The sequence below is a fragment of the Sphaerisporangium aureirubrum genome, from assembly GCF_042658925.1.
Classification (GTDB): Bacteria; Actinomycetota; Actinomycetes; order Streptosporangiales; family Streptosporangiaceae; genus Sphaerisporangium; species Sphaerisporangium aureirubrum.
On record NZ_JBHSRF010000084.1, the window covers coordinates 1 to 23,309 of the forward strand.

General features: G+C 71.5%; 20 protein-coding genes. 13 read left to right on the top strand and 7 right to left on the bottom strand.

All coding sequences use genetic code 11. The features are described from left to right. Positions 1–319: 319 nt before the first annotated feature. A complete protein-coding gene (locus tag ACFP1K_RS34590) occupies positions 320–2,407 on the top strand; it encodes a S9 family peptidase (protein ID WP_380761429.1) in 2,088 nt (695 codons plus the stop codon). Further along, on the top strand, positions 2,407–3,414 hold the full coding sequence (mgrA, locus tag ACFP1K_RS34595) for an L-glyceraldehyde 3-phosphate reductase (protein WP_380761431.1): 1,008 nt from the start codon (positions 2,407–2,409) through the stop codon (positions 3,412–3,414). Before ACFP1K_RS34590 ends, mgrA begins: the two co-directional genes overlap by 1 nt. A gap of 3 nt (positions 3,415–3,417) precedes the next feature. On the opposite strand, the gene ACFP1K_RS34600 is transcribed toward mgrA, so the two are convergent. Continuing rightward, positions 3,418–6,072 (bottom strand): lysylphosphatidylglycerol synthase transmembrane domain-containing protein, encoded by a 2,655-nt coding sequence (locus tag ACFP1K_RS34600; RefSeq protein WP_380761433.1) that lies wholly within the window; start codon positions 6,070–6,072, stop codon positions 3,418–3,420. A gap of 249 nt (positions 6,073–6,321) precedes the next feature. Between ACFP1K_RS34600 and ACFP1K_RS34605 the strand changes: the two genes are divergently transcribed. Further along, entirely contained in the window at positions 6,322–8,376 is a 2,055-nt protein-coding gene (locus tag ACFP1K_RS34605) for a molybdopterin-containing oxidoreductase family protein (protein ID WP_380761435.1), read from the top strand. Here the strand turns inward: ACFP1K_RS34605 and ACFP1K_RS34610 are convergent. Then, positions 8,360–8,809 carry a GNAT family N-acetyltransferase gene (locus tag ACFP1K_RS34610; RefSeq protein WP_380761437.1) on the bottom strand — a complete coding sequence of 150 codons (450 nt, stop codon included), beginning with the start codon at positions 8,807–8,809 and terminating at the stop codon, positions 8,360–8,362. The genes ACFP1K_RS34605 and ACFP1K_RS34610 overlap by 17 nt on opposite strands. 110 nt (positions 8,810–8,919) lie before the next feature. Between ACFP1K_RS34610 and ACFP1K_RS34615 the strand changes: the two genes are divergently transcribed. Beyond that, positions 8,920–9,372 carry a hypothetical protein gene (locus tag ACFP1K_RS34615; protein ID WP_380761439.1) on the top strand — a complete coding sequence of 151 codons (453 nt, stop codon included), beginning with the start codon at positions 8,920–8,922 and terminating at the stop codon, positions 9,370–9,372. A 52-nt stretch (positions 9,373–9,424) separates the two neighbouring features. Here the strand turns inward: ACFP1K_RS34615 and ACFP1K_RS34620 are convergent, their stop codons facing one another. After that, the gene (locus tag ACFP1K_RS34620) at positions 9,425–9,799 is read right to left on the bottom strand and encodes a VOC family protein (protein WP_380761441.1); all 375 of its coding nucleotides are present in this window, start codon (positions 9,797–9,799) and stop codon (positions 9,425–9,427) included. A gap of 147 nt (positions 9,800–9,946) precedes the next feature. Here ACFP1K_RS34620 and ACFP1K_RS34625 point away from each other — a divergent pair, with 147 nt between their 5' ends. The 5 genes from ACFP1K_RS34625 to ACFP1K_RS34645 all read left to right on the top strand — a co-directional run bounded on the left by ACFP1K_RS34625 (position 9,947) and on the right by ACFP1K_RS34645 (position 14,976). Next, positions 9,947–10,513: an RNA polymerase sigma factor gene (locus ACFP1K_RS34625; RefSeq protein ID WP_380761443.1), complete on the top strand. Its 567-nt coding sequence runs from the start codon at positions 9,947–9,949 to the stop codon at positions 10,511–10,513. Then, positions 10,510–11,154, top strand: coding sequence for a hypothetical protein (locus ACFP1K_RS34630; RefSeq protein WP_380761445.1), 645 nt, complete (start codon positions 10,510–10,512; stop codon positions 11,152–11,154). Before ACFP1K_RS34625 ends, ACFP1K_RS34630 begins: the two co-directional genes overlap by 4 nt. 175 nt (positions 11,155–11,329) lie before the next feature. Then, on the top strand, positions 11,330–12,691 hold the full coding sequence (locus ACFP1K_RS34635) for a hypothetical protein (RefSeq protein ID WP_380761447.1): 1,362 nt from the start codon (positions 11,330–11,332) through the stop codon (positions 12,689–12,691). 69 nt (positions 12,692–12,760) lie between these two features. Continuing rightward, the gene (locus ACFP1K_RS34640; protein WP_380761449.1) at positions 12,761–14,584 is read left to right on the top strand and encodes an acyl-CoA dehydrogenase; all 1,824 of its coding nucleotides are present in this window, start codon (positions 12,761–12,763) and stop codon (positions 14,582–14,584) included. Positions 14,585–14,748: 164 nt separating this feature from the next. Continuing rightward, entirely contained in the window at positions 14,749–14,976 is a 228-nt protein-coding gene (locus ACFP1K_RS34645) for a DUF6458 family protein (protein ID WP_380761451.1), read from the top strand. Positions 14,977–15,022: 46 nt separating this feature from the next. Here the strand turns inward: ACFP1K_RS34645 and ACFP1K_RS34650 are convergent, their stop codons facing one another. The 4 genes from ACFP1K_RS34650 to pdhA form a co-directional block, all read right to left on the bottom strand. Then, on the bottom strand, positions 15,023–15,334 hold the full coding sequence (locus tag ACFP1K_RS34650; RefSeq protein ID WP_380761453.1) for a Dabb family protein: 312 nt from the start codon (positions 15,332–15,334) through the stop codon (positions 15,023–15,025). Between the two features lie 95 nt (positions 15,335–15,429). Then, on the bottom strand, positions 15,430–16,842 hold the full coding sequence (locus tag ACFP1K_RS34655) for a dihydrolipoamide acetyltransferase family protein (RefSeq protein WP_380761455.1): 1,413 nt from the start codon (positions 16,840–16,842) through the stop codon (positions 15,430–15,432). A gap of 9 nt (positions 16,843–16,851) precedes the next feature. Then, entirely contained in the window at positions 16,852–17,823 is a 972-nt protein-coding gene (locus ACFP1K_RS34660) for an alpha-ketoacid dehydrogenase subunit beta (protein WP_380761457.1), read from the bottom strand. Continuing rightward, a complete protein-coding gene (gene pdhA / locus ACFP1K_RS34665; RefSeq protein WP_380761459.1) occupies positions 17,823–18,920 on the bottom strand; it encodes a pyruvate dehydrogenase (acetyl-transferring) E1 component subunit alpha in 1,098 nt (365 codons plus the stop codon). Before pdhA ends, ACFP1K_RS34660 begins: the two co-directional genes overlap by 1 nt. Positions 18,921–19,170: 250 nt before the next feature. Between pdhA and purS the strand changes: the two genes are divergently transcribed. The 4 genes from purS (at position 19,171) to purL (ending at position 23,159) form a co-directional block, all read left to right on the top strand. Then, positions 19,171–19,416 carry a phosphoribosylformylglycinamidine synthase subunit PurS gene (gene purS / locus ACFP1K_RS34670; RefSeq protein ID WP_380761461.1) on the top strand — a complete coding sequence of 82 codons (246 nt, stop codon included), beginning with the start codon at positions 19,171–19,173 and terminating at the stop codon, positions 19,414–19,416. A gap of 226 nt (positions 19,417–19,642) precedes the next feature. Further along, positions 19,643–20,032, top strand: a complete 390-nt coding sequence (locus ACFP1K_RS34675) for an ATP-binding protein (protein ID WP_380761501.1) — start codon at positions 19,643–19,645, stop codon at positions 20,030–20,032. A gap of 140 nt (positions 20,033–20,172) precedes the next feature. Beyond that, the gene (gene purQ, locus ACFP1K_RS34680; protein WP_380761463.1) at positions 20,173–20,856 is read left to right on the top strand and encodes a phosphoribosylformylglycinamidine synthase subunit PurQ; all 684 of its coding nucleotides are present in this window, start codon (positions 20,173–20,175) and stop codon (positions 20,854–20,856) included. A 50-nt stretch (positions 20,857–20,906) separates the two neighbouring features. Then, positions 20,907–23,159, top strand: a complete 2,253-nt coding sequence (purL, locus tag ACFP1K_RS34685; protein ID WP_380761465.1) for a phosphoribosylformylglycinamidine synthase subunit PurL — start codon at positions 20,907–20,909, stop codon at positions 23,157–23,159. Positions 23,160–23,309: the final 150 nt, after the last annotated feature.

A 23,309-nucleotide genomic window follows, 5' to 3' on the forward strand; every position in this document is an offset into this window, starting at 1 on the left:
GCCGGATGTGAAGCAAATCGGGCACTGGGCCCACACTTGACTTCCACTCCGGCGACCCCGCTAGCATGTGGGTCGCCCTGAAGTAGAGCAACCCTGCAAACTTACCCGAGTCTTGCTTGGAGAGCAAGTTATCTAGGTAGATCTTTTACGGGGTTCGTCGTGTCCCCGAGCGCGCTCACGCCGGACCGCCGAAGCGATTGGAGTGGGGTGGCGCCGGGCGATGCCGACAGGTCAAGATTAGCAGCCTTCCGGCGCGGCGACGCACACTTCGCCATGACCGTACTGATCAGCTCCCCCGCCGGGCCATAGACTCGGCCAGGTGAGCAGCGACATACCTCCGGTGGCGAAGAAGGTTCCGGCCGAGCGCACGCACCACGGCGACACCGTGCTCGACGAGTACTCCTGGCTGACCGACAAGGACGATCCGGACACCATCGCCTACCTGGAGGCGGAGAACGCCTACACGGATGCGCGCACCGCCCACCTGGCGGACCTCCAGGAGGACATCTTCCAGGAGATCAAGGCGCGCACCCAGGAGACCGACCTGTCGGTCCCCACCCGCAAGGGCGGCTGGTGGTACTACTCGCGCACCGAGGAGGGCAAGCAGTACGGCATCCAGTGCCGGCTGCCCGCGCTCACCGAGACCCCACCCGAGCTGGTCGCCGGCAAGCCGATGGACGGCGAGCAGGTGCTGCTGGACGGCAACGAGCTCGCGGGGGACAGCCCGTTCTTCGCGGTCGGCACCAGCAGCATCACCGCGGACGGCAGGCTCCTCGCCTACTCCACAGACTTCAGCGGGAACGAGCGCTTCACCCTGAGGTTCCGGGACCTGGACTCCGGCGAGATGCTCGCCGACGAGATCCCGGACGTCTTCTACGGCGGCGCCTGGTCCGCGGACGGCTCGGCCTTCTTCTACTCCACCACCGACGAGGCCTGGCGCCCGTACCGCGTGCACCGCCACATCATCGGCACACCGACGAGCGAGGACGTGCTGGTCTACGAGGAGTCCGACGAGCGCTTCTGGGTCGGCATCGGCCTGACCCGCAGCGAGCGCTACCTGGTGCTCAGCGCGGGCAGCAAGATCACCAGTGAGGTCCGCATCCTGGACGCGGAGTTCCCCACCGGCGAGTTCTCGGTCGTGCGCCCCCGCGCCGTCGGCGTCGAGTACGCCCTCGACCACGCCGGCGACCACTTCTTCGTCCTGCACAACGAGGGTGCCCGCAACTTCGCGCTGGCCACCGCCCCCATCGACGACCCCGCCGCCTGGACGCCCCTCATCGAGCACCGCGAGGACACGAGGCTCCTCGACGTGCAGGCGTTCGCCGGCCACGCCGCCGTGTACTTCCGCAGGGACGGCCTCACCGGCATCCGGGTGCTGCCGGGGGAGGGCGAGCCGTACGAGATCGAGTTCCCCGAGGTGATCCACAGCGCCCAGCCCGCGGGGAACCCGGAGTTCCAGACCGGCAGGCTGCGGCTGGCGTACGCCTCGATGGTGACGCCGCCCTCGGTGTACGACTACGACCTCACAACGCACAAGCTGATCCTGCTGAAGCGCCGCGCCGTGCTCGGCGGCTACGACCCCGAGGACTACGAGCAGTTCCGCGAGTGGGCCGTCGCCGGCGACGGCACCCGCGTGCCCGTCTCGATCGTGCGCAGGAAGGGCACGCAGAGCCCGGCGCCGACCGTGCTGTACGGCTACGGCAGCTACGAGACCTCGATCGACCCCGCGTTCTCGGTGGCGCGGCTCAGCCTGCTGGACCGCGGCTTCGTCTTCGCGGTGGCCCACGTGCGCGGCGGCGGCGAGATGGGCCGCGGGTGGTACGAGGACGGCAAGTTGCTGCGCAAGAAGAACACATTCACCGACTTCGTGGCGGTCGCGAGGCACCTGCGCGAGTCCGGCTGGTCCGGCGGCATCGTGGCGCGGGGCGGCTCGGCGGGCGGGCTGCTGGTGGGCGCGGTGGCCAACCTCGCCCCCGACGCGTTCGCCGGAGTGGTGGCCGAGGTGCCGTTCGTGGACGCGCTGAACACCATCCTCGATCCCTCGCTCCCCCTCACGGTGATCGAGTGGGACGAGTGGGGCGACCCCCTGCACAACGCCGACGTCTACGCGTACATGAAGTCGTACACGCCCTACGAGAACGTCGACGACCGGGTGTATCCGCCCATCCTCGCCATCACCAGCCTGAACGACACCCGCGTGCTCTACCACGAGCCCGTCAAGTGGATCGCCCGGCTGCGGGACACCTCCCGGGGCGGCCCGTTCCTGCTGAAGATCGAGATGGGCGCGGGCCACGGCGGCCGCAGCGGCAGGTACGACGCCTGGCGTGAGGAGGCGTTCACCCTGTCGTGGATACTCGATCGCGCCGCGACGGCGGCGGGAAAATCGCAAGGCACAGGAGAGAGCTAGTGACGTACTCGGCGGCGGACGAACGCTACGACAGGCAGCCCTACAACCGGTCCGGCCGGAGCGGGCTGAAGCTGCCGGCGGTGTCCCTCGGGCTCTGGCACAACTTCGGGGACGACAAGCCGATGGAGACGCAGCGGGCCACGCTGCGCCGGGCGTTCGACCTCGGGGTGACCCACTTCGACCTCGCCAACAACTACGGCCCGCCGCCCGGCTCGGCCGAGCGGAACTTCGGCACGCTCTTCGCGCAGGACTTCCGCCCGTACCGCGACGAGCTGATCATCTCCAGCAAGGCCGGGTACGACATGTGGCCCGGCCCGTACGGCGAGTGGGGCTCGCGCAAGTACGTGCTGTCCAGCCTGGACCAGTCCCTGGCCAGGATGGGCCTGGACTACGTGGACATCTTCTACAGCCACCGCCCGGACCCTGAGACTCCGCTGGAGGAGACGATGGGCGCGCTGGACACGGCCGTGCGCTCGGGCCGCGCGCTGTACGCGGGCATCTCCAACTACAGCCCGGAGCAGACCAGGGAGGCGGCCCGCCTGCTGCGCGAGATGGGCACCCCGCTGCTCATCCACCAGCCGCGCTACTCGATGTTCGACCGCTGGATCGAGGACGGCCTGCTGGACGTGCTGGAGGAGGAGGGCGCGGGCTGCATCCCGTTCTCGCCGCTGGCGCAGGGCATCCTGACCGACCGGTACCTGCACGGCGTCCCGGAGGACTCGCGGGCGGCCAAGGAGAAGTTCCTGCGTCCGGCGCATCTCACCGACGACGTGCTGCGCCGGGTCCGCACGCTGAACGAGATCGCGGCGGGCCGCGGCCAGACGCTGGCGCAGATGGCGCTGGCGTGGGCGCTGCGCGACAAGCGGGTGACCTCGGTGCTGATCGGCGCGAGCGGCGTCAAGCAGCTCGAGGACAACGTCGCCGCGGTCGACAACCTGGAGTTCTCGGCCGACGAGCTCGCCGCCATCGACAAGGAGATCGCCCAGCCGGGTGCTCCGCTGGTGTAGCGCCTACAGGGCCTCGTGCCGCTGCAACCAGGCGAACGAGGCCCACCCGGGCAGCACCGGCAGCCAGAAGGTCAGCAGCCGGAACAGCAGTACCGCCGAGGTCGCGACGGTGCCCGGAAGCCCGGACAGGGTGAGGCCGAGCGACAGGGACGCCTCCACCGCGCCCAGCCCGCCGGGGGTGGGAGCGGCCGAGCCGATGGCGTTCCCGGCGAGGAACACGATGGCCACGGCGGTGAAGCCGAGCGATCCGCCGAAGGCGCGCACGCAGGCGTCCAGGCACACCACGAAGGCCAGGGTGAGCAGCAGCGTGCCGCTGAGCCCTTCGATGATCTTGCGGGGCGACTGGAGCACGTCGAGCAGCCGCGGCATCACGCCGGAGAACAGCGGGCGGATGCGGCTGGTCAGCATGCGCCGCAGTTGCGGCACGGCGAGCACGAGCAGGACGAGCACGGCCGCGGACAGCAGCACGATGACCAGCCCGCGGGACGGGCTCAGCGACGGCGCGGCCTTGCTGCCGGTGACGTAGCCGAACAGCAGCAGGAGCAGGATGTGGCAGCCGAGCCCGACCAGCTGCGAGGCGCCCACGCTGGCGACGGCCAGACCGGGGGCGATGCCGCGTTTTTGCAGGTAGCGGGAGTTGATGGCGACGCCGCTGACCGCCGCGGGCGCGACCAGCTTGACGAACGACCCGGCGAACTGCGCGAGGACGGTGCGGCCGAGGGGCAGCTTCTCCGGCACGAAGCCGCGCAGCATGAGCGCGGCGGCGACGTAGCTGAGCCCGGCGGCGCCGAGCGCGACCCCGCCCCAGCCCCACTTGGCCGTGGCCACGACCTCGACGAGGTTGACCCGGCTGAGCTGGGACAGCAGGAAGTACGCGGCGAGCGCGCTGGCGATGATCGTGACGAGCATGCGCGGCTGGAACCGTTCCAGCCGTACCTCTTCGACCTGCACCTGTGTGGTGAGGGAGAGGATGTGCTCGCGCAGCTCGGGCAGCAGTTCCTTGTCCCGGCCGACCTCGGCGCGGGTGCCCCGGGTGAGGGCGATGCGCTGCATCAGCGGGAGCGCGCCGGCGAGGGCCTGCTTGGGGATCACCTGGGCCGCGCAGGCGACCGACCGCTCGGGCCCGACCCGCAGGGCGAGGTAGGTGAGCAGCTGGGCGACGTCCAGGCGCAGGAGCAGGTCGCCGGCGGCGATCTCGCCGCTGCGGGCGTCCATCAGGACGACCTCGCCGTCCGCGTCGAGGTGGATGCTGTCGCCGGTGAGCCTGCGGTGCGCCAGCCGGTGGGCCTGGAGCAGCTCGACCTGCTTCCAGATCTTGACGAGGAGCTCGTCGGTGAGCTGGTCGTCCGGCACGTCGCCGAGTTCGCGGGTGCCGAGGTGCTCGTACACCAGCAGCGCCGCCTCGGTGCCGATCTCGGTGGTGCCGACCAGCCTCGGGGTGCGCACGCCCGCCGCCTGGGCGGCGTACGCCATCAGCGCCTCGCGTTCCAGCTCGGCGCGCAGGGAGCGGATGGCCCGGCGCCGGGTCTCGGAGTTGAGCCGGATACGCCGCCAGAGCCGGTAGATCACCCCGGAGACCTGGCGGTCCCGGTCGAGCACCGTGACGTCGAGGCGGCGGTCGTCGGTCATCACGACGGCGTACCGGCGGCTGCCCTGGGCGTCGTCGGCGATGCGGTGGGCCTTGACGGGGACGAAGCCGAGGCGGCGCAGCGCGGTGACGACGGTGCCGCCGGGCGGGCGGGGGTTGGGGCTGCCGACGACGTACAGGGTGGCGTACCCGACGGCGAGGCCGACGAGGTAGGTGACGAAGACGCCGAGCACGGTGGCCTCGGCGCCGGTGAACAGCGCGAAGACGTCCAGCGCGATGGCCATCCACATCAGCCCGCGCCAGGTGGGGCGCCGGGCGAGGCGCACCGCTGTGACGTAGGCCACGACCGAGGTGAGCAGGGTGTTGATCGGCTCGACCCCGGTGCGGTCGCCGGTGAGCAGGATGCGCAGGTCCTCGGGCCCGGCGACGGCGAGCCACTCGCCGAGCACGAACGAGCCGAGCATGCCGATGATCGCGGCGATCAGGCCCTCGGCGACCCGCACGCCGTCGCGGTGGAAGACGCGCTCCACGGCGAACGCGGCGGGCACGATGAGCACCGCGGCGCCGGCCAGGAAGCCGGCCACGCCGATCAGCAGGTCGGGTGCGCGGCTGGTGCCGTCGGTGACGTCCCGCTCAAGGCCGTTGAGGGTCTGCTTGGCGACCAGGGCCAGCAGGACGACGCCGACGAGCGCCGCGAGGGTGGCGAGGAAGCGCAGGGCGTCGGAGGAGCGGCGGATGCGCTGGGGCAGCAGCGGCTCGACCACCACCACGGGCGCCTCGCCGAACGCCCGGCCGGGCGACTCGGTCTCCTGCGTGGGGGACGGCCGCGCGGAACGGGCCGCGGAGGGCGGGGGGTCGTCCGCGGGAGACGGGTGTTCGGGCGCGTCCGCGGGGGCCGGTCTCTCGGGTGCGTCCGTGTCCTCCGCCGGGCAGGTCGCGTCGTCGTCGGCGGGCGTGCCGTTGGTGGACGGCGAGGACCCGGCGCCGGAGGTGAGCGCGACGGAGCCGGCCGTGGAGGGCTGTGCCCCCGCGGTCTTGTCGGCCTCGTCCCGTTCCGTGATCTCGGTCACCGCCCGCGTCTACCTAACACATCCGGTCATAAGGTCTTTCCCCACCCCTAATCATGATTGACTCTACGAAGCCCCCCGGCATGGCGCGCGATCTTCGGCTGAACCGGTGCACCTCGGCCATTCGCTGACACTCTACGGCGCGTCCCCCGGTAAGGGCCCAGCCGAAAAGCACAGCACACCCCCCACGAGCGGCACGGGGACGAGCACACCCCCTCTCGGGCACGTACGCAAGCTATGTACCGTCTATTCATGACCCGTGAGTTGAACGTTCTCGGCGCCTGTCCCCTGGACTGCCCCGACACCTGCTCCTGGGTGGTCACGGTCAGAGACGGAGAGGCCGTGGGCCTGCGGGGCAACCCCGGCCAGCCGTACACCAGGGGCGCGCTGTGCGTGAAGGTGAACCGCTACGTCGAGCACACCAAGGCCCCCGACCGCATTCTGTACCCCATGCGCCGGGTGGGGCCTAAAGGCGCGGGCCGATTCGAGCGGATCACCTGGGACGAGGCGCTGGACGAGATCGCCGAGCGACTGACCGCGATCACCGGCGAGTTCGGCGGCGAGGCCATCTGGCCGTACCAGGGCACCGGGACGCTCGGCTACATCCAGGGTGAGACCGGCCAGGCCGGGCGGCGGCTGTGGAACGCGCTGGGGGCGTCCTTCCACGATCTGAACATCTGCTCGCGGGCCGGGAACACCGGGCTCCGGCTGACCAACGGGTCCCCGGGCGGCATGGACCCCGAGACGTTCGCCCAGTCCCGGCTGATCCTGCTGTGGGGCACCAACACGCTGACCAGCGGCCACCACCTGTGGAAGTTCATCCAGCGGGCCAGGACGGACGGCGCGCACGTGGTGGCGATCGACCCGATCAGGACGCGGACCGCGGACCAGGCCGACGAGCACCTGGCGATCCGGCCGGGCACCGACGCGGCGCTGGCGCTGGCGCTGCTGCACGTGGTGCTGGACGAGGGGGCGCAGGACGAGGAGTACCTGGAGCGGCACACGCACGGCTGGGGGGACTTCGAGCAGGAGATCCGGAAATATCCGCCGAAGGTGGCGGCCGAGATCACCGGCATCCCGGAGAAGGACATCCGCGCCCTCGGCGTCCGCCTCGCGCACACCCGCCCGACCGGCATCCGCGCCACCATGGGCCTGCAGCGGCACCGCGGCGGCGGCACCGCCCTGCGCACCATCGCCGCCATCCCCGGGGTGACCGGCGACTGGCGCCACCCCGGCGGCGGCGTCGCGTACTCCACCAGCGGCCACGTGCCCATCCAGGCCGACACCCGGCTCGACCTGCTGCCGGACGGCCCGGTGCGCTCGCTGACCATGACCCGCCTCGCCGAGGGCCTGGAGGACACGGCCGACCCGGTCAAGTGCCTGTGGGTCTACGCCGCCAACCCCATGGGCAGCACCTCCGACCAGAACCGCGTCCGGCGGGGCCTGCTGCGGGAGGACCTGTTCACCGTGGTCATGGAGCAGTTCCCCACCGACACCGTCGACTACGCCGACATCGTGCTCCCGGCCACCATGCAGTTCGAGCACGCCGACCTGCACGCCGGGTACGGCCACATGTACCTGATGTGGAACGAGCCCGCCGTGCCGCCGCCCGGGGAGTGCCTGTCCACCACCGAGACGTTCCGCAGGGTCGCGCGGCGCCTCGGCCTCACCGATCCCTCGCTGTACGACTCCGACCTGGAGATCGCCCGGCAGCTGCTGTCCGGCGGCCACCCGTCGCTCGCCGGGATCACGGTGGAGCGGCTGCGCGCCGAGGGCTGGGTGCGGCTCAGCGTCCCCGACCCGTTCGTCCCGTTCACCGACGGCTTCCCGACGGCGTCGGGCAGGCTGGAGTTCCCCGGCCCCGGCCAGGCGTACGTCGAGCCGTTCACCGCGCGGGCCGCCGGGCCGTACAAGCTGGCGCTGATCACCCCGGCGTCGCACACGTTCCTCAACACGATCTTCGGCAACAACCCCGAGCTGGCCCGCCGGGCCGGGGGCCCGAAGATCGCGGTCAACGAGAAGGACGCCGCCGACCGCGGCCTGCACGACGGCCAGAGAGTGCGGGTGTTCAACGACAACGGCGAGCTGGCCGCCGAGCTGGAGATCAGCGACCGGGTGGCCCCGGGGGTGGTCATGACCCCCAAGGGCCACTGGCCCAAGCTGAGCCCCGGCGGGACGAACGCCAACGCGCTGGTGGACGAGCGCGACGCCGACATGGGCCGCGGCGCCGTCTACCACGACAACCTGGTGGAGATCGCCCCGCTGCCGGACCCCGCGAAGGACGAGGGCGCTACAGCGCCAGCTTGAACCCCACGTGCGAGTCGACGAAGCCGAGCGAGGTGTAGAACCGGTGCGCGTCGCCGCGGGCCTTGTCGCTGGTGAGCTGCACCATGCGGCAGCCCCGCTCGCGCGCCCGGTCCACGGCCCAGCGCATCATCGTCCGCCCGAGGCCCTGGCCGCGCATCGCGGCGCCGACCCGGACGGCCTCGATCAGCGCGCGCTCGCCGCCCCGGCGGGACAGCCCGGGGACGAAGGTGATCTGCATGGTCGCGACCACCCGGCCGTCCGACTCGGCGACGATCAGCTCCTGCCGCGGGTCCGCGTCGATCGCCTCGAAGGCCCTCAGGTACGCCTCGTCCGAGGGATCTCCTTCACGCCCGGCCCCGATCGGGTCGTCGGTCAGCAGGGCGACGATCAGCGGTACGTCGTCGCGGCGCGCGGCGCGGAAACTCACAGACATGCCCAAAAGGGTATCGACGGCCCTGAGGGCTCACCGAGCGTGGCCCCAGGGTCGAAATCAGGGTTCGTCCCCGATGTGCCGGGAGCGCCGTAGAGGGCAGTCTTGGGTCCATGAAGGAAGAACTGACTCGACGCGACGAGATGTCGCTCGCCGGCGCCGCCCTGCGTGGCGCGCCCTGGAAGGTCGCGGCGATCACCGGTGGGACCGCCGCGGCGATCAGTACGGGGCTCGGGTTCCTCGGGGGGGATCCCGACCTGACCTGGGCCCTGTGTCTCGGCATCAGCCTGTTCGCGCTGGTCGCCTCCATCGGCGCCGTCCGCAAGCCCGAGTCGGGCGACCGCGTCACCCGGCAGGCCCGGGTGTGGTCGCTGCGCCACCCCTGGCGTTTCGCCCTCTACCCCGGCATCGCGGGTGCCGTGCTGATGTACCCGGTCCAGCTCGTCTTCGACCGCGAGGGGGTGTTCGGCGCCGCGTGGCAGGCCCTGTGGGGCGGCGCGCTGGTCTACCTGATCGCCGGGGTCGTCACCTTCTCGATCAGGGGGCGGGCCGCCCGCGCCCGATGAGCCGGTGAGGCTCGGCGAGCAGAACGAGCCCGCTCCCGTCCCGGGGGCGGGCTCAACGCTCGTCCGCCCCCAGGCACACGCAGAACTCGTTGCCCTCGGGGTCGAGCAGGACCACCCATCCGCTCCCGTCGTCCTCGCGCAGGTCCTCGTAGGTGGTGGCGCCGAGCTTGAGCAGCCGCTCGACCTCGGCGTCGCGGGTGCCGCCGGTTTCGGGGCGGAAGTCCACGTGCACGCGGTTCTTGGCGGCCTTGCCCTCGGGGACCTTGATGAACAGCAAGTGCGGCGGGCCGTCCGGGTTGACGAGCATCACCTCGTCGTCCTCGGGGGCGGTCTCGTCGTGGAACGGCAGCCCGGTGGCCTGGTGCCACCATTCGGCCAGCTCGTGCGGCCGGGCGGCGTCGACGGTCAGGTTGTGGATCTTAATCATGGGCCCAGCCAAGCGCAGCCACCGTCACCATGGCAAACAGGTTCGCCACCTGGCCGCGAACAAAAACTGAAACACTCCCCGATGTCCGGACATGCATGGAGATGAGCGGCCGTTTACGCACATGCTCCTGAACGGAAGGACAGCGGTGTGGGACCACCCGACCCCCGAGAGCGCTTCGAGGAGATGTACACCGCGAACTACGCGGACCTCCTCGGGTACGTCCGCCGGCGTACCGAGTCGGCCGACGACGCCGCCGACGCGCTCGCCGAGACGTTCACCACGGCCTGGCGCCGCCTGGACGACGTCCCCGAGGGGGAGCAGGCCCGCCTGTGGCTGTACGGCGTGGCCCGCAAGGTGCTCTCCAACCAGCGCAGGGGCGAGTCCCGGCGCAGCGCGCTGGCCGGGCGGCTGCGCGACGAGCTGGGCGCCTGGGACGCCGGCGCCTGGGACGAGGCCATGCCGCAGCAGGACACCGGCGCGATCCGCGCGGCGTTCCAGCGGCTCGGCGCCGACGACCGGGAGCTGCTGTCCCTGGTGAGCTGGGAGGGCCTGGACACCGCGCAGGTCGCCACCGTGCTCGGCTGCTCGCGCGGCGCGGTGCGCGTCAGGCTGCACCGGGCACGTAAACGCCTGGCCCGGGAACTGCACGCCGCCGAGCTCGACCTGACCCGGTACGGCCCTCGGGCCACCGCGCTCGTGAAGGGGCAGCCATGAGGACCGACGACATCGACCGCCTGGTCGCCTCGATCGCCCCGGACGCCGGCCCCGGCCTGACGCCGGGCGCGCGGGAGCTGATGGCCGGGATCGCCGCGACCCATCCGGCGCCCGCCCGGCGCCGGCCGTTCCCGGTGCCCGGCCTGCGGAAGATCCACCGGGCGCTCGTCCCGCTCGCGCTCGCCGCCGTCCTGCTGACCTGGACGCTGCCGGCGGAGGTCGCCTTCGGGCCGCGACCGGCCAACGCGCTGGAGATCCGGCGGGCCGGGGTGTTCTTCGCCATCGCCGTCAGGGACGTCTACGCCGGCAGGGAGAGCTACCGGCGGGAGCTGACCGAGGTGGGCCTGCGGATCTCGATGGTGGTCGTGCCCGGCGCGCCCGGCGCGGTGGGGCAGATCGTCGTCGTGCACGGCGGCCGCCTCTCGGCGAACCGGTACGCGCCGACCACGTGGACGGTGCCGGACGGGTACGACATCGCCCCGCTGGTCACCTCGGCGTACTGCGTCCGGGAAGAGGACTGCCCGATCGGCCTGCGGATCCGCGCCGGGCACCGGGGCACCGAGACGGTGTGGGTGGCCCGTGAGGCGCGGCCCGGCGAGGCGTACCTGTTCCCCCGCACGGTGAGCGCCCCGCCGCGCTGACACCCGCCCCGGGGCCGCGCCGAGGCCCCGGGGCTCCCCCCTGACGCCAGTCACCACACGCCGCCCTCAGGCGTGCCCGGAGAAACGGATCCTCCCGCGTATGGACTTCCCCCGGCTTTCGTCTTGCCCGACACGGTCACTCTCGGTCATTGTTCGTCACCGTCTGTTCGCCACGGTGCTGCTGCTCGCCGCGGCGCTGCGCGTCGTCACGATGCTGGGCTACCGGCCCGCGTGGCTGTACTGGTACGACTCGTTCAGCTACCTGGACGTCGCGGCGCACCCCCGGCCGTCGCTGGGGTTCCACCCGAGCGGCTATCCCCTGTTCCTGTGGCTGCTGCGCCCGTTCCGCGACGTCACGGTGGTCGTGGGGGCGCAGCACCTCATGGGGCTCGGCATCGGGCTGATGATCTACGCGGCGCTGCGCCGCAACGCGCTGCCCGCCTGGGGGGCGTCGCTCGCCACGGTGCCGGGGCTGTTCGACGCCTCGTTCCTGCGGCTGGAGCACGGCGTGCTGTCCGACACGCTGTTCCTGTTCCTGGTCGTGGGCGGGCTGGTGGTCCTCGGGTGGTCTCCCCGGCCGGCCGCGCGGATGTGCGCCGCCGCCGGGGCGCTGCTGGCGCTGGCCGCGCTCACCCGGACCGTCGCCGTGCCGCTGCTGGTCCTGGTGCTGCTCGTCCTCGCCGTGCGGCGGATGGGGGCGAGGCGGCTGGCCGCGCTGGCCGTCGCGGGGGCCCTCCCGTTGGTCGCGTACGCGTCGTGGAACGCCGCGGTCAACGGGAGGTTCATGCTCACCGGCGGGGAGGGGGTGGTGCTCTGGGCGCGCACCATGACGTTCGCCGACTGCTCGGTGATCAAGCCGCCGCCCGCCGAGGCGCCGCTGTGCCCGAACGGGGCCTACCAGAGCGCGGCGTCGGAGTACGTGTGGGACCCGGCCGCCTCGCTGAACCGCATGCCGGGCGGCCGGAACGCCAACAACGACCTGGCCCGGTCGTTCGCGATCCGCGCCGTCCTCGCCCAGCCGCTCGACTACGTCGCCGCCGTGGCGCGCGACACCGCGCTGGCGTTCCCGTGGACTCCGGTCCGCCACCCCGAGCGGGTCACCCCCGCCTTCGGGTTCGCCCGGGGGGAGTGGCCGCTGCGGGACCACCCGCTGGTGCACCGGGTGCGGAAGGACTACGGGGCGAGCGTCCGGGGGCTGCGGTCGGCCGAGCCGTACGCGGGGTTCCTGATCGCCTACCAGTACCCCGCGTACCTGCGCGGCCCGATGATCGCGGCCGTCCTGCTGCTCGGCGGCCTCGGCGCGATCGCGTCGCGGGCGGCGCTGCTGCCGTGGGCCGCGGCCGTGTTCCTGCTGGTCGCGCCGGTGGCCGTGCTGGATTTCGACCATCGGTACGTGCTGCCGGTGATCCCGGTGGCTTGCATGTCGGCGGCCCTCGGCACGGCCGGCCTGGCGCGTGCCGTAGGCCGCTACGGTGGCCGCCGCCGGGGGCGGGGCCCTGTGCGCGAGGGTGAGCTTCCCGTTCGCCAGCACGCCTAGGGGTTACTGGCGGGTAGCAAAAAGGAGTAAGGTTACTCGCCAGTACGATTCAGGGCTGAGGAGACGCGCGTGGGCCACTACAAGAGCAATGTCCGCGACCTTGAGTTCAACCTTTTCGAGATGCTCGGCCGCCAGGACATCCTCGGCACCGGGCGCTTCGCCGAGCTTGACGAGGACACCGTGCGCAGCATCCTGGACGAGGTGAACCGCCTCGCCACCGGCGTGCTCGCCGATTCGTTCGAGGAGGGCGACCGCACCCCGCCGGTCTTCGACCCCGCCACCGGCACGGTGACGATGGGGCCCAGGTTCCGCCGGTCGTTCGAGACCCTCCGCGACACGGGCTGGGCCAACGTCGACCTGCCCCAGGAGCTCGGCGGTCCCGGCCTGCCGAGCAGCGTGATCTGGGCGGTCGCCGAGATGGTGCTGGGCTCCAACCCGGCGATCTGGCTGTACTCCGGCGGCCCGGCCTTCTCCCATGTGCTGCACGTGGTCGGCACCGCCGAGCAGAAGCGCTTCGCGGAGCTCGCCATCGAGCGGCAGTGGGGCGCCACCATGGTGCTGACCGAGCCGGACGCCGGGTCCGACGTCGGCGCCGGGCGCGCCAGGGCCCTGCCGCAGCCGGACGGCACCTGGCACATCGAGGGCGTCAAGCGCTTCATCACCAGCGCCGAGCACGACCTCACCGAGAACATCTTCCACCTGGTGCTGGCCCGCCCCGAGGGCGCCGGGCCCGGCACCAAGGGCCTGTCGATGTTCCTCGTGCCGAAGTACCACGTGAACCTTGAGACCGGCGAGCTCGGCGAGCGCAACGGCGCCTACGTGACCAACGTCGAGCACAAGATGGGCCTGAAGGCCTCCACCACCTGCGAGCTGACCTTCGGCGAGAAGCACCCGGCCGTCGGCACCCTGGTGGGCGACGCGCACGACGGCATCCGGCAGATGTTCATGATCATCGAGCACGCCCGGATGATGGTCGGCACCAAGGCCATCGCCACCCTGTCCACCGGCTACCTCAACGCGCTCGCGTACGCCAAGCAGCGGGTGCAGGGCGCCGACCTCGCCCAGATGGCCGACAAGAGCGCCCCCCGGGTCACCATCGCCCACCACCCGGACGTGCGGCGCGAGCTCATGCTGCAGAAGGCCTACGCCGAGGGCATGCGCGCCCTGGTCCTGTACACCGCCACCTTCCAGGACGCGGTGCAGATCGCGCAGACCGCGGGCACCAGGGACACCGCGGCCGAGGCCATGAACGACCTGCTGCTGCCGATCGTCAAGGGCGTCGGGTCCGAGCGGTCGTACGAGATGCTGTCGCGCTCGCTGCAGACGTTCGGCGGCTCGGGCTACCTGCAGGACTACCCGATCGAGCAGTACATCCGGGACGCCAAGATCGACTCGCTGTACGAGGGCACCACGGCGATCCAGGGCCAGGACCTGTTCTTCCGCAAGGTCCTGCGCAACCAGGGCGCCGCGCTCGGCGCGCTGCTCGGCGAGATCAAGGAGTTCGCGGGCTCCGAGGCGGGCAACGGCAGGCTCAAGCAGGAGCGCGCGCTGCTGGACGAGGCCGCGGGCGACGTCAAGGCGATGGCCGACACCATGGCCGGCTGGGCGATCTCCGCGCTGGAGACCCCCGCGGAGATCTACAAGGTCGGCCTGAACACCACCCGGTTCCTGCTCGCCCTCGGCGACCTGGTGATCGGCTGGCTGCTGCTGCGGCAGGCCGAGGTGGCACTGAAGGCCCTGGACGGATCGGAGCGGGACACCGCCTTCTACACCGGCAAGGTGGCCGCCGCCGCCTTCTTCGCCCAGACCGTGCTGCCGCGCCTGGCCGCCGAGCGCCGCGTCGCCGCCGCCACCGACCAGAGCCTGATGGAGCTGCCCGAGGACGCCTTCTAGACCTCCGCCGGCCCCTCCTCCGAAGGTGCCCGATCCGGTGCGGCGGCCACGCGCCGCGCCGGATCGCCGTGCCCGCCACGGAATCCGTGCTGGGAGCGGACGCGAGCGCGTATTACCCTGCCCCTAGGCGCTCTTAACCGAATCATCGAGTCCCGGAGGTCTAGATGGGCATCGGGGTCAGCATCTTCTTTCTGACCATCGGGGCGATTCTCAAATTCGCCATCGATCCGGATGTGCTCGGCAGCAGCGTGCACATCGACGTGATCGGCATCATCTTCATGGTCGTCGGCGGCGCCGGCCTGCTGCTGAGCGTCGTCTTCATGAACCGCCGCGGCCGCACCTCCGACGACCACCTGCTGGACCACGAGCGCAACAACCCACCGACGGTCTGAACGCCGCGTGGCCGCCGGGCGAAGGGGCGGCCACCACGTCGCCGCCCTACCGCTCCCCGAGCGCCGGGAGCTCGTACTGCACCGCGGCGCGACTCGCCATGATCGGCCTGATCACGTTCTGGATCACGTCGCGATGCACCGGGTGGTCCCGGTAGACGAGGTAGTCCTCCAGGGTGCCGAAGTCCGCGACCACCACGAACTCGTGGTTGCCCGGGTTGACGCCGGCGTCGGGCCCCATGTCGTAGCGGCGGATCTCCGGGATCACCCCCGGCAGCTTGGCGAGCTCCGCCATCACGTCCGACCTCTGCTGCTCGGTGGTCCCCGCGATCCAGGTGAACATCACGACATGCCGAAACACGATCTCTCCTTTAGAACGGCTGCCCGCCAGCGTACGGCCCGCCGGGCACGCGTGAGGGCCGGGGATCCGATCCCCGGCCCTCACCGCCGCGGTCTTCAGCTCCAGGCGAGCATGCGCAGCGGATCCTGGAGCATCGCCCCGACGTCGCGCAGGACGTAGGAGCCGATCTCGCCGTCCACGACGCGGTGGTCGAAGGACAGGGCGAGGGTGGTGACCTTGCGAGGGACGATCTGGCCGTCCACCACCCAGGGGAGGTCGCGGATCTGGCCGAAGGCGAGGATGGCGGCCTCGCCGGGGTTGAGGATGGGGGTGCCGGCGTCGACGCCGAACACGCCGACGTTGGTGACGGTGATGGTGCCGCCGGTGAGGTCGGCGGGCTGGGAGCGGCCCGAGCGGGCCTTCTCGGTCAGCTCGCCGAGCGCCGCGGCCAGCTCGGGCAGCGACATCGCGTGGGCGTCCTTGACGTTCGGCACGACCAGCCCGCGCTGGGTGGCGGCGGCGATGCCGAGGTTCACGTAGCGGTGGACCACGATCTCGTCGCCCGCCCAGGACGAGTTGATCAGCGGGTGCCGCTTCACCGCGGTGAGCAGCGCCTTGGCGACCAGCAGCAGCGGCGACACCTTGACCTCGGCGAAGTCGGGCAGCTCCCGCAGCCGCCGCACCGCGTCCATGGTCTCGGTGACGTCCACCTGGAGCCACTCGGTGACGTGCGGCGCGGTGAAGGCCGAGGCCACCATGGCGGCGGCGGTGGCCTTGCGCACGCCCTTGACCGGGATGCGCTCCTCGCGCTCCCCCGGCGCGGCGGGCACGGCGGCCGGGACGGCGGCGGGGCCCTGCGCGGCGGCGTGCACGTCGTCGCGGGTGATGGAGCCCTCCGGTCCCGAGCCGGTGACCGCGGACAGGTCGACGCCGAGGTCCCTGGCCAGCTTGCGCACCGGCGGCTTGGCCAGCACGACGACCCGTCCCTCCGCCTGCGGGGCCGGCGCGGCGGGAGCGGGCGCCGGACGGGCCGGGGCGCTCGGTACGCCCGCGGCACGGCTGGGGGCGCTCGGGGCGCCGGCCGCGCGGCCGGGGGCCGGGGCGGGGCCGGTACGGCGGGGACGGCGGGTCGTGGCGCCCGCCTTCACGCCGTAGCCGACCAGCACCGGCGTCCGCGCGGGCTGCCCGGTGCCGCCCGTGCCCTCGCCGCGCGTGGCCTGCTCGGGCTCCGCCGGCAGGGTGGGCACCATGTCGTCGGCCAGGGCCGTCTCGCGGGTGGTGTCGGCGCCCTCGCCGGTGTCCACCGCGATGATCGGCGTGCCCACGTCGACGGTCTCGCCCTCGGCGACCATCAGCGCGCCGACCACGCCCTCGAACGGGCAGGGCAGCTCGACCACGGCCTTGGCCGTCTCGATCTCGACGATCGTCTGGTTGAGCTCCACCTGGTCGCCCGCGGCCACGTGCCACTTGATGATCTCGGCCTCGGTGAGACCCTCACCGACGTCGGGGAGCTTGAATTCTCTGCGCACCGCCCCTCCTCAGTAGGTGAACGTGCGGTCGACGGCGTCGAGCACGCGATCCAGGTCCGGCAGGTAGTGATCCTCCAGCCGGGACGGCGGGTACGGGGTGGAGAAGCCGCCTACCCGCAGCACGGGGGCCTCCAGGTGGTAGAAGCACGCCTCGGTGATCCGGGCGGCGATCTCGGCGCCGAGCCCGGAGTACAGCGCGGCCTCGTGCGCGATGACGCACCGGCCGGTCCTGCGCACCGACTCGAAGATCAGCTCGGTGTCCAGCGGCGACAGCGACCGAAGGTCCACGATCTCCAGGGACCGTTCGCGCTCGACGGCGTTCGCCGCCTCCAGGCAGGTCTTCACCATCGGGCCGTAGGCGAGGACGGTGACGTCGTCGCCGGGCCGCACGATCTTGCCGCGGTCCAGGGGCAGCGGGGTGGCGTCCTTGTCGATCTCGGCCTTGTCCCAGTACCGCCGCTTGGGCTCGAAGAAGATGACCGGATCCTCGCAGCGGATCGCCTGCTGGATCATGTGATAGGCGTCCACCGGGTTGGAGCAGGCCATCACCCGCAGGCCGGCGGTGTGGGTGAAGTACGCCTCGGGGGACTCGCTGTGGTGCTCGACCGCGCCGATGCCGCCACCGCTCGGGATGCGTACGACGACCGGGAGCTTGACCTTGCCGAGGGAACGCAGGTGCATCTTGGCGAGCTGGGTGATGATCTGGTCGGCGGCGGGGAACACGAAGCCGTCGAACTGGATCTCGCAGACGGGCCGGTAGCCGCGCAGCGCGAGGCCGATGGCGGTGCCGACGATGCCCGACTCGGCGAGGGGGGTGTCGATGACCCGGCTCTCGCCGAAGTCCTTCTGCAACCCGTCGGTGACGCGGAAGACGCCGCCGAGCTTGCCGACGTCCTCGCCCATGATGAGGACCTTGGGGTCGTCCTCCATGGCGGCCCTCAGCCCCTCGTTCAGGGCTTTGGCCAGGGTCAGGGTGGTCATCACTCGCCTCCCTCGAAGCTCGCGAGGTAGGCGGCGAACTGCTCCCGCTCCTCGGCGAGCAGGGCGTTGGGCTCGGCGTAGACGTTCTCGAAGATGTCCAGGGGGTGGGGGTCGGGCAGCGCCAGGCAGCGTTTGCGCACGTCACGGCCGAGGGTGGCGGCCTCGGCGTCCACGGCGTCGAAGAAGTCCTGGTCGGCGTGCTGGTTCTTGAACAGGTACGCCTTGACGCGCTCGATCGGGTCCTTCAGCTTCCACGCCTCGAGCTCCCCGGCGACGCGGTAGCGGGTCGGGTCGTCGGAGGTGGTGTGGGCACCCATCCGGTAGGTGAACGCCTCGATCAGCGTGGGGCCGTTGCCCTCGCGGGCGTCGCGCAGCGCCTGGCGGGTGACGGCGAGGCAGGCGAAGACGTCGTTGCCGTCCACCCGGATGCCGGGGAAGCCGAAGCCGCTGGCGCGCCGGTAGAGCGGGATCCTGGACTGCTTCTCCAGCGGCTCGGAGATGGCCCACTGGTTGTTCTGGCAGAAGAACACCACGGGGGCGTTGAAGACCGACGCCCAGATGAAGGACTCGTTGACGTCGCCCTGCGAGGTGGCCCCGTCGCCGAAGTAGACGATGGTGGCGGCGTCGGCGCCGTCGCGCTGGACGCCCATGGCGTAGCCGACGGCGTGCAGGGTCTGGCTGCCGATCACGATCGTGTACAGGTGGAAGTTGTGGTCGGCCGGGTCCCATCCGCCGTTGTTCACCCCCCGGAACAGGCCGAGCAGGTACAGCGGGTCGACGCCGCGGCACCAGGCCACGCCGTGCTCGCGATAGGTGGGGAAGGCCATGTCGTCGTCGGCGAGGGCGCGGGCCGAGCCGATCTGCGCGGCCTCCTGCCCGAGCAGCGACGCCCAGATGCCGAGCTCGCCCTGACGTTGCAGGGCGACGGCCTCCATGTCTATTCGCCGGACCAGGACGAGGTCGCGGTAGAGCTCGCGTACCTCCTCCGGGGTCAGATCGATGTCGTAGTCCGGATGCTCGACCCGCTCACCCTCAGGGGTAAGCAGTTGGACGAGCTCCGGGGGTGCCTCGGCACCACGAGAGGCGTCGACTGTCACGTGCCGCTCCTGCGCGTTCGGGGCCGTACCAGTGGGATCGCCACCATAGACCGGCCGGTTAACGAGCGCTTAGTACCGTCTGGTGGTGGTACGTAGGCGTTTGTGGACATCGTGGCAGAAGGCACGGGCCCTCGCGCAAGGCCATCCAGGCTGTCGTCCACACTTCCCCCGTTCCCGGAGACTCTCCGCGCACACGTTAGGCTGGTCGCGCCGGTCAGGCAGAGGACGTTGGACGAACAGGGAGGGACACGTGGCACGCGTCATCGTCGACGTCATGCTCAAGCCGGAGATCCTCGACCCCCAGGGGCAGGCCATCGCCCGCGCGCTGCCCCGGCTGGGCTTCCCCGGGATCGCCGAGGTGCGGCAGGGCAAGCGGTTCGAGGTCGAGCTTGACGGGCCGGCCGATGAGACCGCACTCGCGGAGGTCCGGAAGATGGCCGAAACGCTGCTGGCGAACACCGTGATCGAGGACTACTCTGTGCGGGTCGAAGGCTAGCCTGGGGCTCCAGCAGCGGACTGCAAGCTTTCGCAAATCACCGCAAAAGGAACTTTTGGCCGACCTGAACGCAAGCGTCTGACCAACAGTAAATAACAACAGCGTGATTTTGCGGTTAGCCCTGATTCTCCGGGGAACCTCCCCAACGTGACTTTCGGCGCCACGGAGGGGTGCGGTGGACATTGAGTTCTCGTTGGCCTTGCCGCGGGATGCCATAGGCATTCCCATGGTGCGGCGGGTCCTGGGAGACACGCTTCGCTGCATCGGAGTGTCGGAGGACTGCGTCGAGGACATGCTCCTCGCCACCTCGGAGGCATGCGCCAACGCCGTGCGCCACGGCGGGCCCGCCAAGAGGTACGAGGTGCGCGCGGCCATCAGCGAGGGCCGGTGCGAGCTGCGCATCGTCGACCGCGGCCTCGGCCTCGGCGCCATCCCGAGGCAGCTCCCGTCCGGCGACGCCGAGCACGGGCGCGGCATCCTGATCATGCAGTCGGTGGTGGACGAGATCTCCTTCCACATCACCCCCGGCAGCGGCACCACCGTCCTTCTGCGCAAGGAGCTCGACTGGGACCAGGACTTCCTGGCCCACCACGACCGCGAACTCGCCGCCGTCTGATCGCTGCAGGTCCGCACGGGTGCTCGGGGCGATGTCCCGGAGGCACCCGGCCGCGGGTAGCCTGAACGTACCGCCGCAGACCGCCGTCCGATGAGTGAGACGTGCGGCGCGGCGCTCGCGTGTGGAGGGGTAAGAAAACCATGGGTGCTGCCCGGGTGGGCGTGGTCACTTTTCCCGGAACTCTCGACGACCAGGACGCCGCGCGTGCCATCCGCCACGCCGGCGGCGAGGCCGTCCCGCTGTGGCACGCCGACCGCGACCTCCGGGGAGTCGACGCGGTCTTCCTGCCCGGCGGGTTCTCCTACGGCGACTACCTCCGCTGCGGCGCGATCTCCAGGTTCGCCCCCCTGATGGACGAGCTGATCCCCGCGGCCCGCGCGGGCCTGCCGGTGCTCGGCACCTGCAACGGCTTCCAGATCCTCTGCGAGGCCCACCTGCTGCCCGGCGCGCTCACCCGCAACGAGGGCCTCCACTACGTCTGCCGCGACCAGCGCGTCCGGGTGGAGAGCGGCGCCACGCCGTGGACCTCCGACTACACCGAGGGCCAGGAGCTCCTGCTGCCCGTCAAGCACGGCGAGGGCCGGTTCGTGGCCGACCCGGCGACGCTCGCCGAGCTGGAGGAGTCCGGGCGGGTGCTGTTCCGTTACGTCGGCGGCAACCCCAACGGCTCGATGAACGACATCGCGGGCATCAGCAACGACGCCGGGAACGTCGTCGGCCTGATGCCCCACCCCGAGCACGCCGTCGAAGAGCTGACCGGTGCCCCCGGTGTGGACGGCCGCGGCTTCTTCACCTCCATCCTGAAGAAGTTCGCCAACCTGTGAACGGACCGGCGCACGCGCCCAAGGCATCGGCCGGCGCGCGAGGAGAGCAGATGATCGATTCGGTCAAGCGGGCGGCCGAGACCCCCGAGGAGTCCCAGCCGTACGCCGAGCTCGGCATGAAGACCGACGAGTACGACCGGGTACGCGCCATCCTCGGCCGCCGCCCCACCTCGTCCGAGCTCGCCATCTATTCGGTGATGTGGAGCGAGCACTGCTCCTACAAGTCATCCAAGGTGCACCTGCGCCAGTTCGCCACCAAGGCGCCCCGCTCGGAGGCGCTGCTGGTCGGCATGGGCGAGAACGCCGGCGTGGTCGACATCGGCGACGGCTGGGCGGCGACCTTCAAGATCGAGTCGCACAACCACCCGTCCTACGTCGAGCCCCGCCAGGGCGCCGCCACCGGCGTCGGCGGCATCGTGCGCGACATCATGGCGATGGGCGCCCGGCCGGTCGCGGTGATGGACGCGCTGCGGTTCGGCGCGCTCGACGCCCCCGACACCCGCCGCGTGCTGCCCGGCGTCGTGGACGGCATCAGCTTCTACGGCAACTGCCTCGGCCTGCCCAACATCGGCGGCGAGGTGGCCTTCGACCCCTGCTACGTGGGAAACCCGCTGGTCAACGCCCTGTGCGTGGGCCTGCTGCGCAAGGACCGCATCAAGCTGGCCACCGCGCCGGGGCCGGGTAACAAGGTCGTGCTGTTCGGCGCCCGCACCGGCCCCGACGGCATCGGCGGCGCCTCGGTGCTGGCCTCGGCCACCTTCGAGGACGAGTCGCACGCCAAGCGCCCCGCGGTGCAGGTGGGCGACCCGTTCATGGAGAAGCTCCTCATCGAGTGCTGCCTGGAGCTGTTCGAGGCCGACGTGGTGGTCGGCATCCAGGACCTCGGCGCGGCCGGCGTGTCCTGCGCCACCACCGAGCTCGCGGCCAAGGGCACCGGCGGCATGCACGTCGACCTCGACCTCGTCCCGCTGCGCGATCCCTCGCTGCTGCCCGAAGAGATCCTGATGAGCGAGTCGCAGGAACGCATGATGGCCGTGGTGACCCCCGAGGACATCGACGCCTTCCTCGCGATCTGCGCCCGCTGGGACGTGCCCGCCACCGTGATCGGCGAGGTCACCGGCACCGGGCGGCTGGTGATGACCTGGCACGGCGAGGTGATCGTCGACATCCCGCCGGGCACCGCCGCCGACGACGGGCCGGTGTACGAGCGGCCGTACCACGAGCCGTCCGGGCAGGCGGCGCTGAACGCCGACCACCCGGCGCGGCTGCCCCGCCCGTCCGACCTGCGGGCCACGCTGCTCGACCTCCTCGGCTCGCCGAACCTCGCCTCCAAGGAATGGGTCACCTCGCAGTACGACCGGTACGTCCGGGGCAACACCGTGCTGGCGATGCCCGCCGACGCCGGGGTGCTGCGGGTCGGCGAGACCATGCCGGGGGCCGGGGAGACGCGGCGCGGCATCGCGCTGGCCACCGACGGCAACGGCCGGTACGCCCGGCTCGACCCCTACGCCGGGGCGCAGCTCGCGCTGGCCGAGGCGTACCGCAACGTCGCCGTCACCGGGGCGCGCCCGCTCGCGGTGACCAACTGCCTGAACTTCGGCTCGCCGGAGGACCCCGAGGTGATGTGGCAGTTCGCCGAGGCCGTGCGCGGTCTCGCCGACGCCTGCCGGACCCTCGGCGTGCCGGTGACCGGCGGCAACGTGTCGTTCTACAACCAGACCGGCACCACCGCGATCCACCCGACGCCGGTCGTCGGGGTGCTCGGCGTGCTGGACGACGTCGGCGCGCGGATCCGCCACGGCTTCACCGCCCCCGGGCTGAAGGTCCTGCTGCTCGGCGAGACCCACGACGAGTTCGGCGGCTCGGAATGGGCGCACCGGGCGCACGGCCACCTCGGCGGCCTGCCGCCGGCGGCCGACCTGGACGCCGAGCGCGCCCTCGCGGACGTGCTGGTGACGGCCGCCGGGCGCGGGCTGGTCGAGGGGTCGCACGACGTTTCGGACGGCGGGCTCGGCGTCACGCTCGCCGAGTGCGCCATGGCGCAGGGCGTGGGCGCGTCGGTGCGGCTGCCGGTCGACGACCCGTTCACCGGGCTGTTCAGCGAGTCGGCGGCCCGCGCGGTGGTCGCGGTGCGGCCCGAGGTGTTCGAGACGTTCGCCGAGCTGTGCGCCTCGGCGGGGGTGCCCTGCTACGGCCTCGGCACCACCGGCGGGGACGACCTGGTCGTGGAAGATCTGTTCTCGGTCCCGGTGGCCGAGCTGCGCGAGACGCACCGGGCACCGCTGCCCGCCGTGCTCGGCTGAGACGCCGATGGCGGTGGTTCCCCCACGGAGCCACCGCCACGCGCCACCGTCGCCCGATGAAGGTTACGGATGGCGCGCCAAAAGTATCGGATATTTCGGTCGAGCCGATAATCGGGGACAGCTCGGTTCGATCTCGATATCCACTCAGGA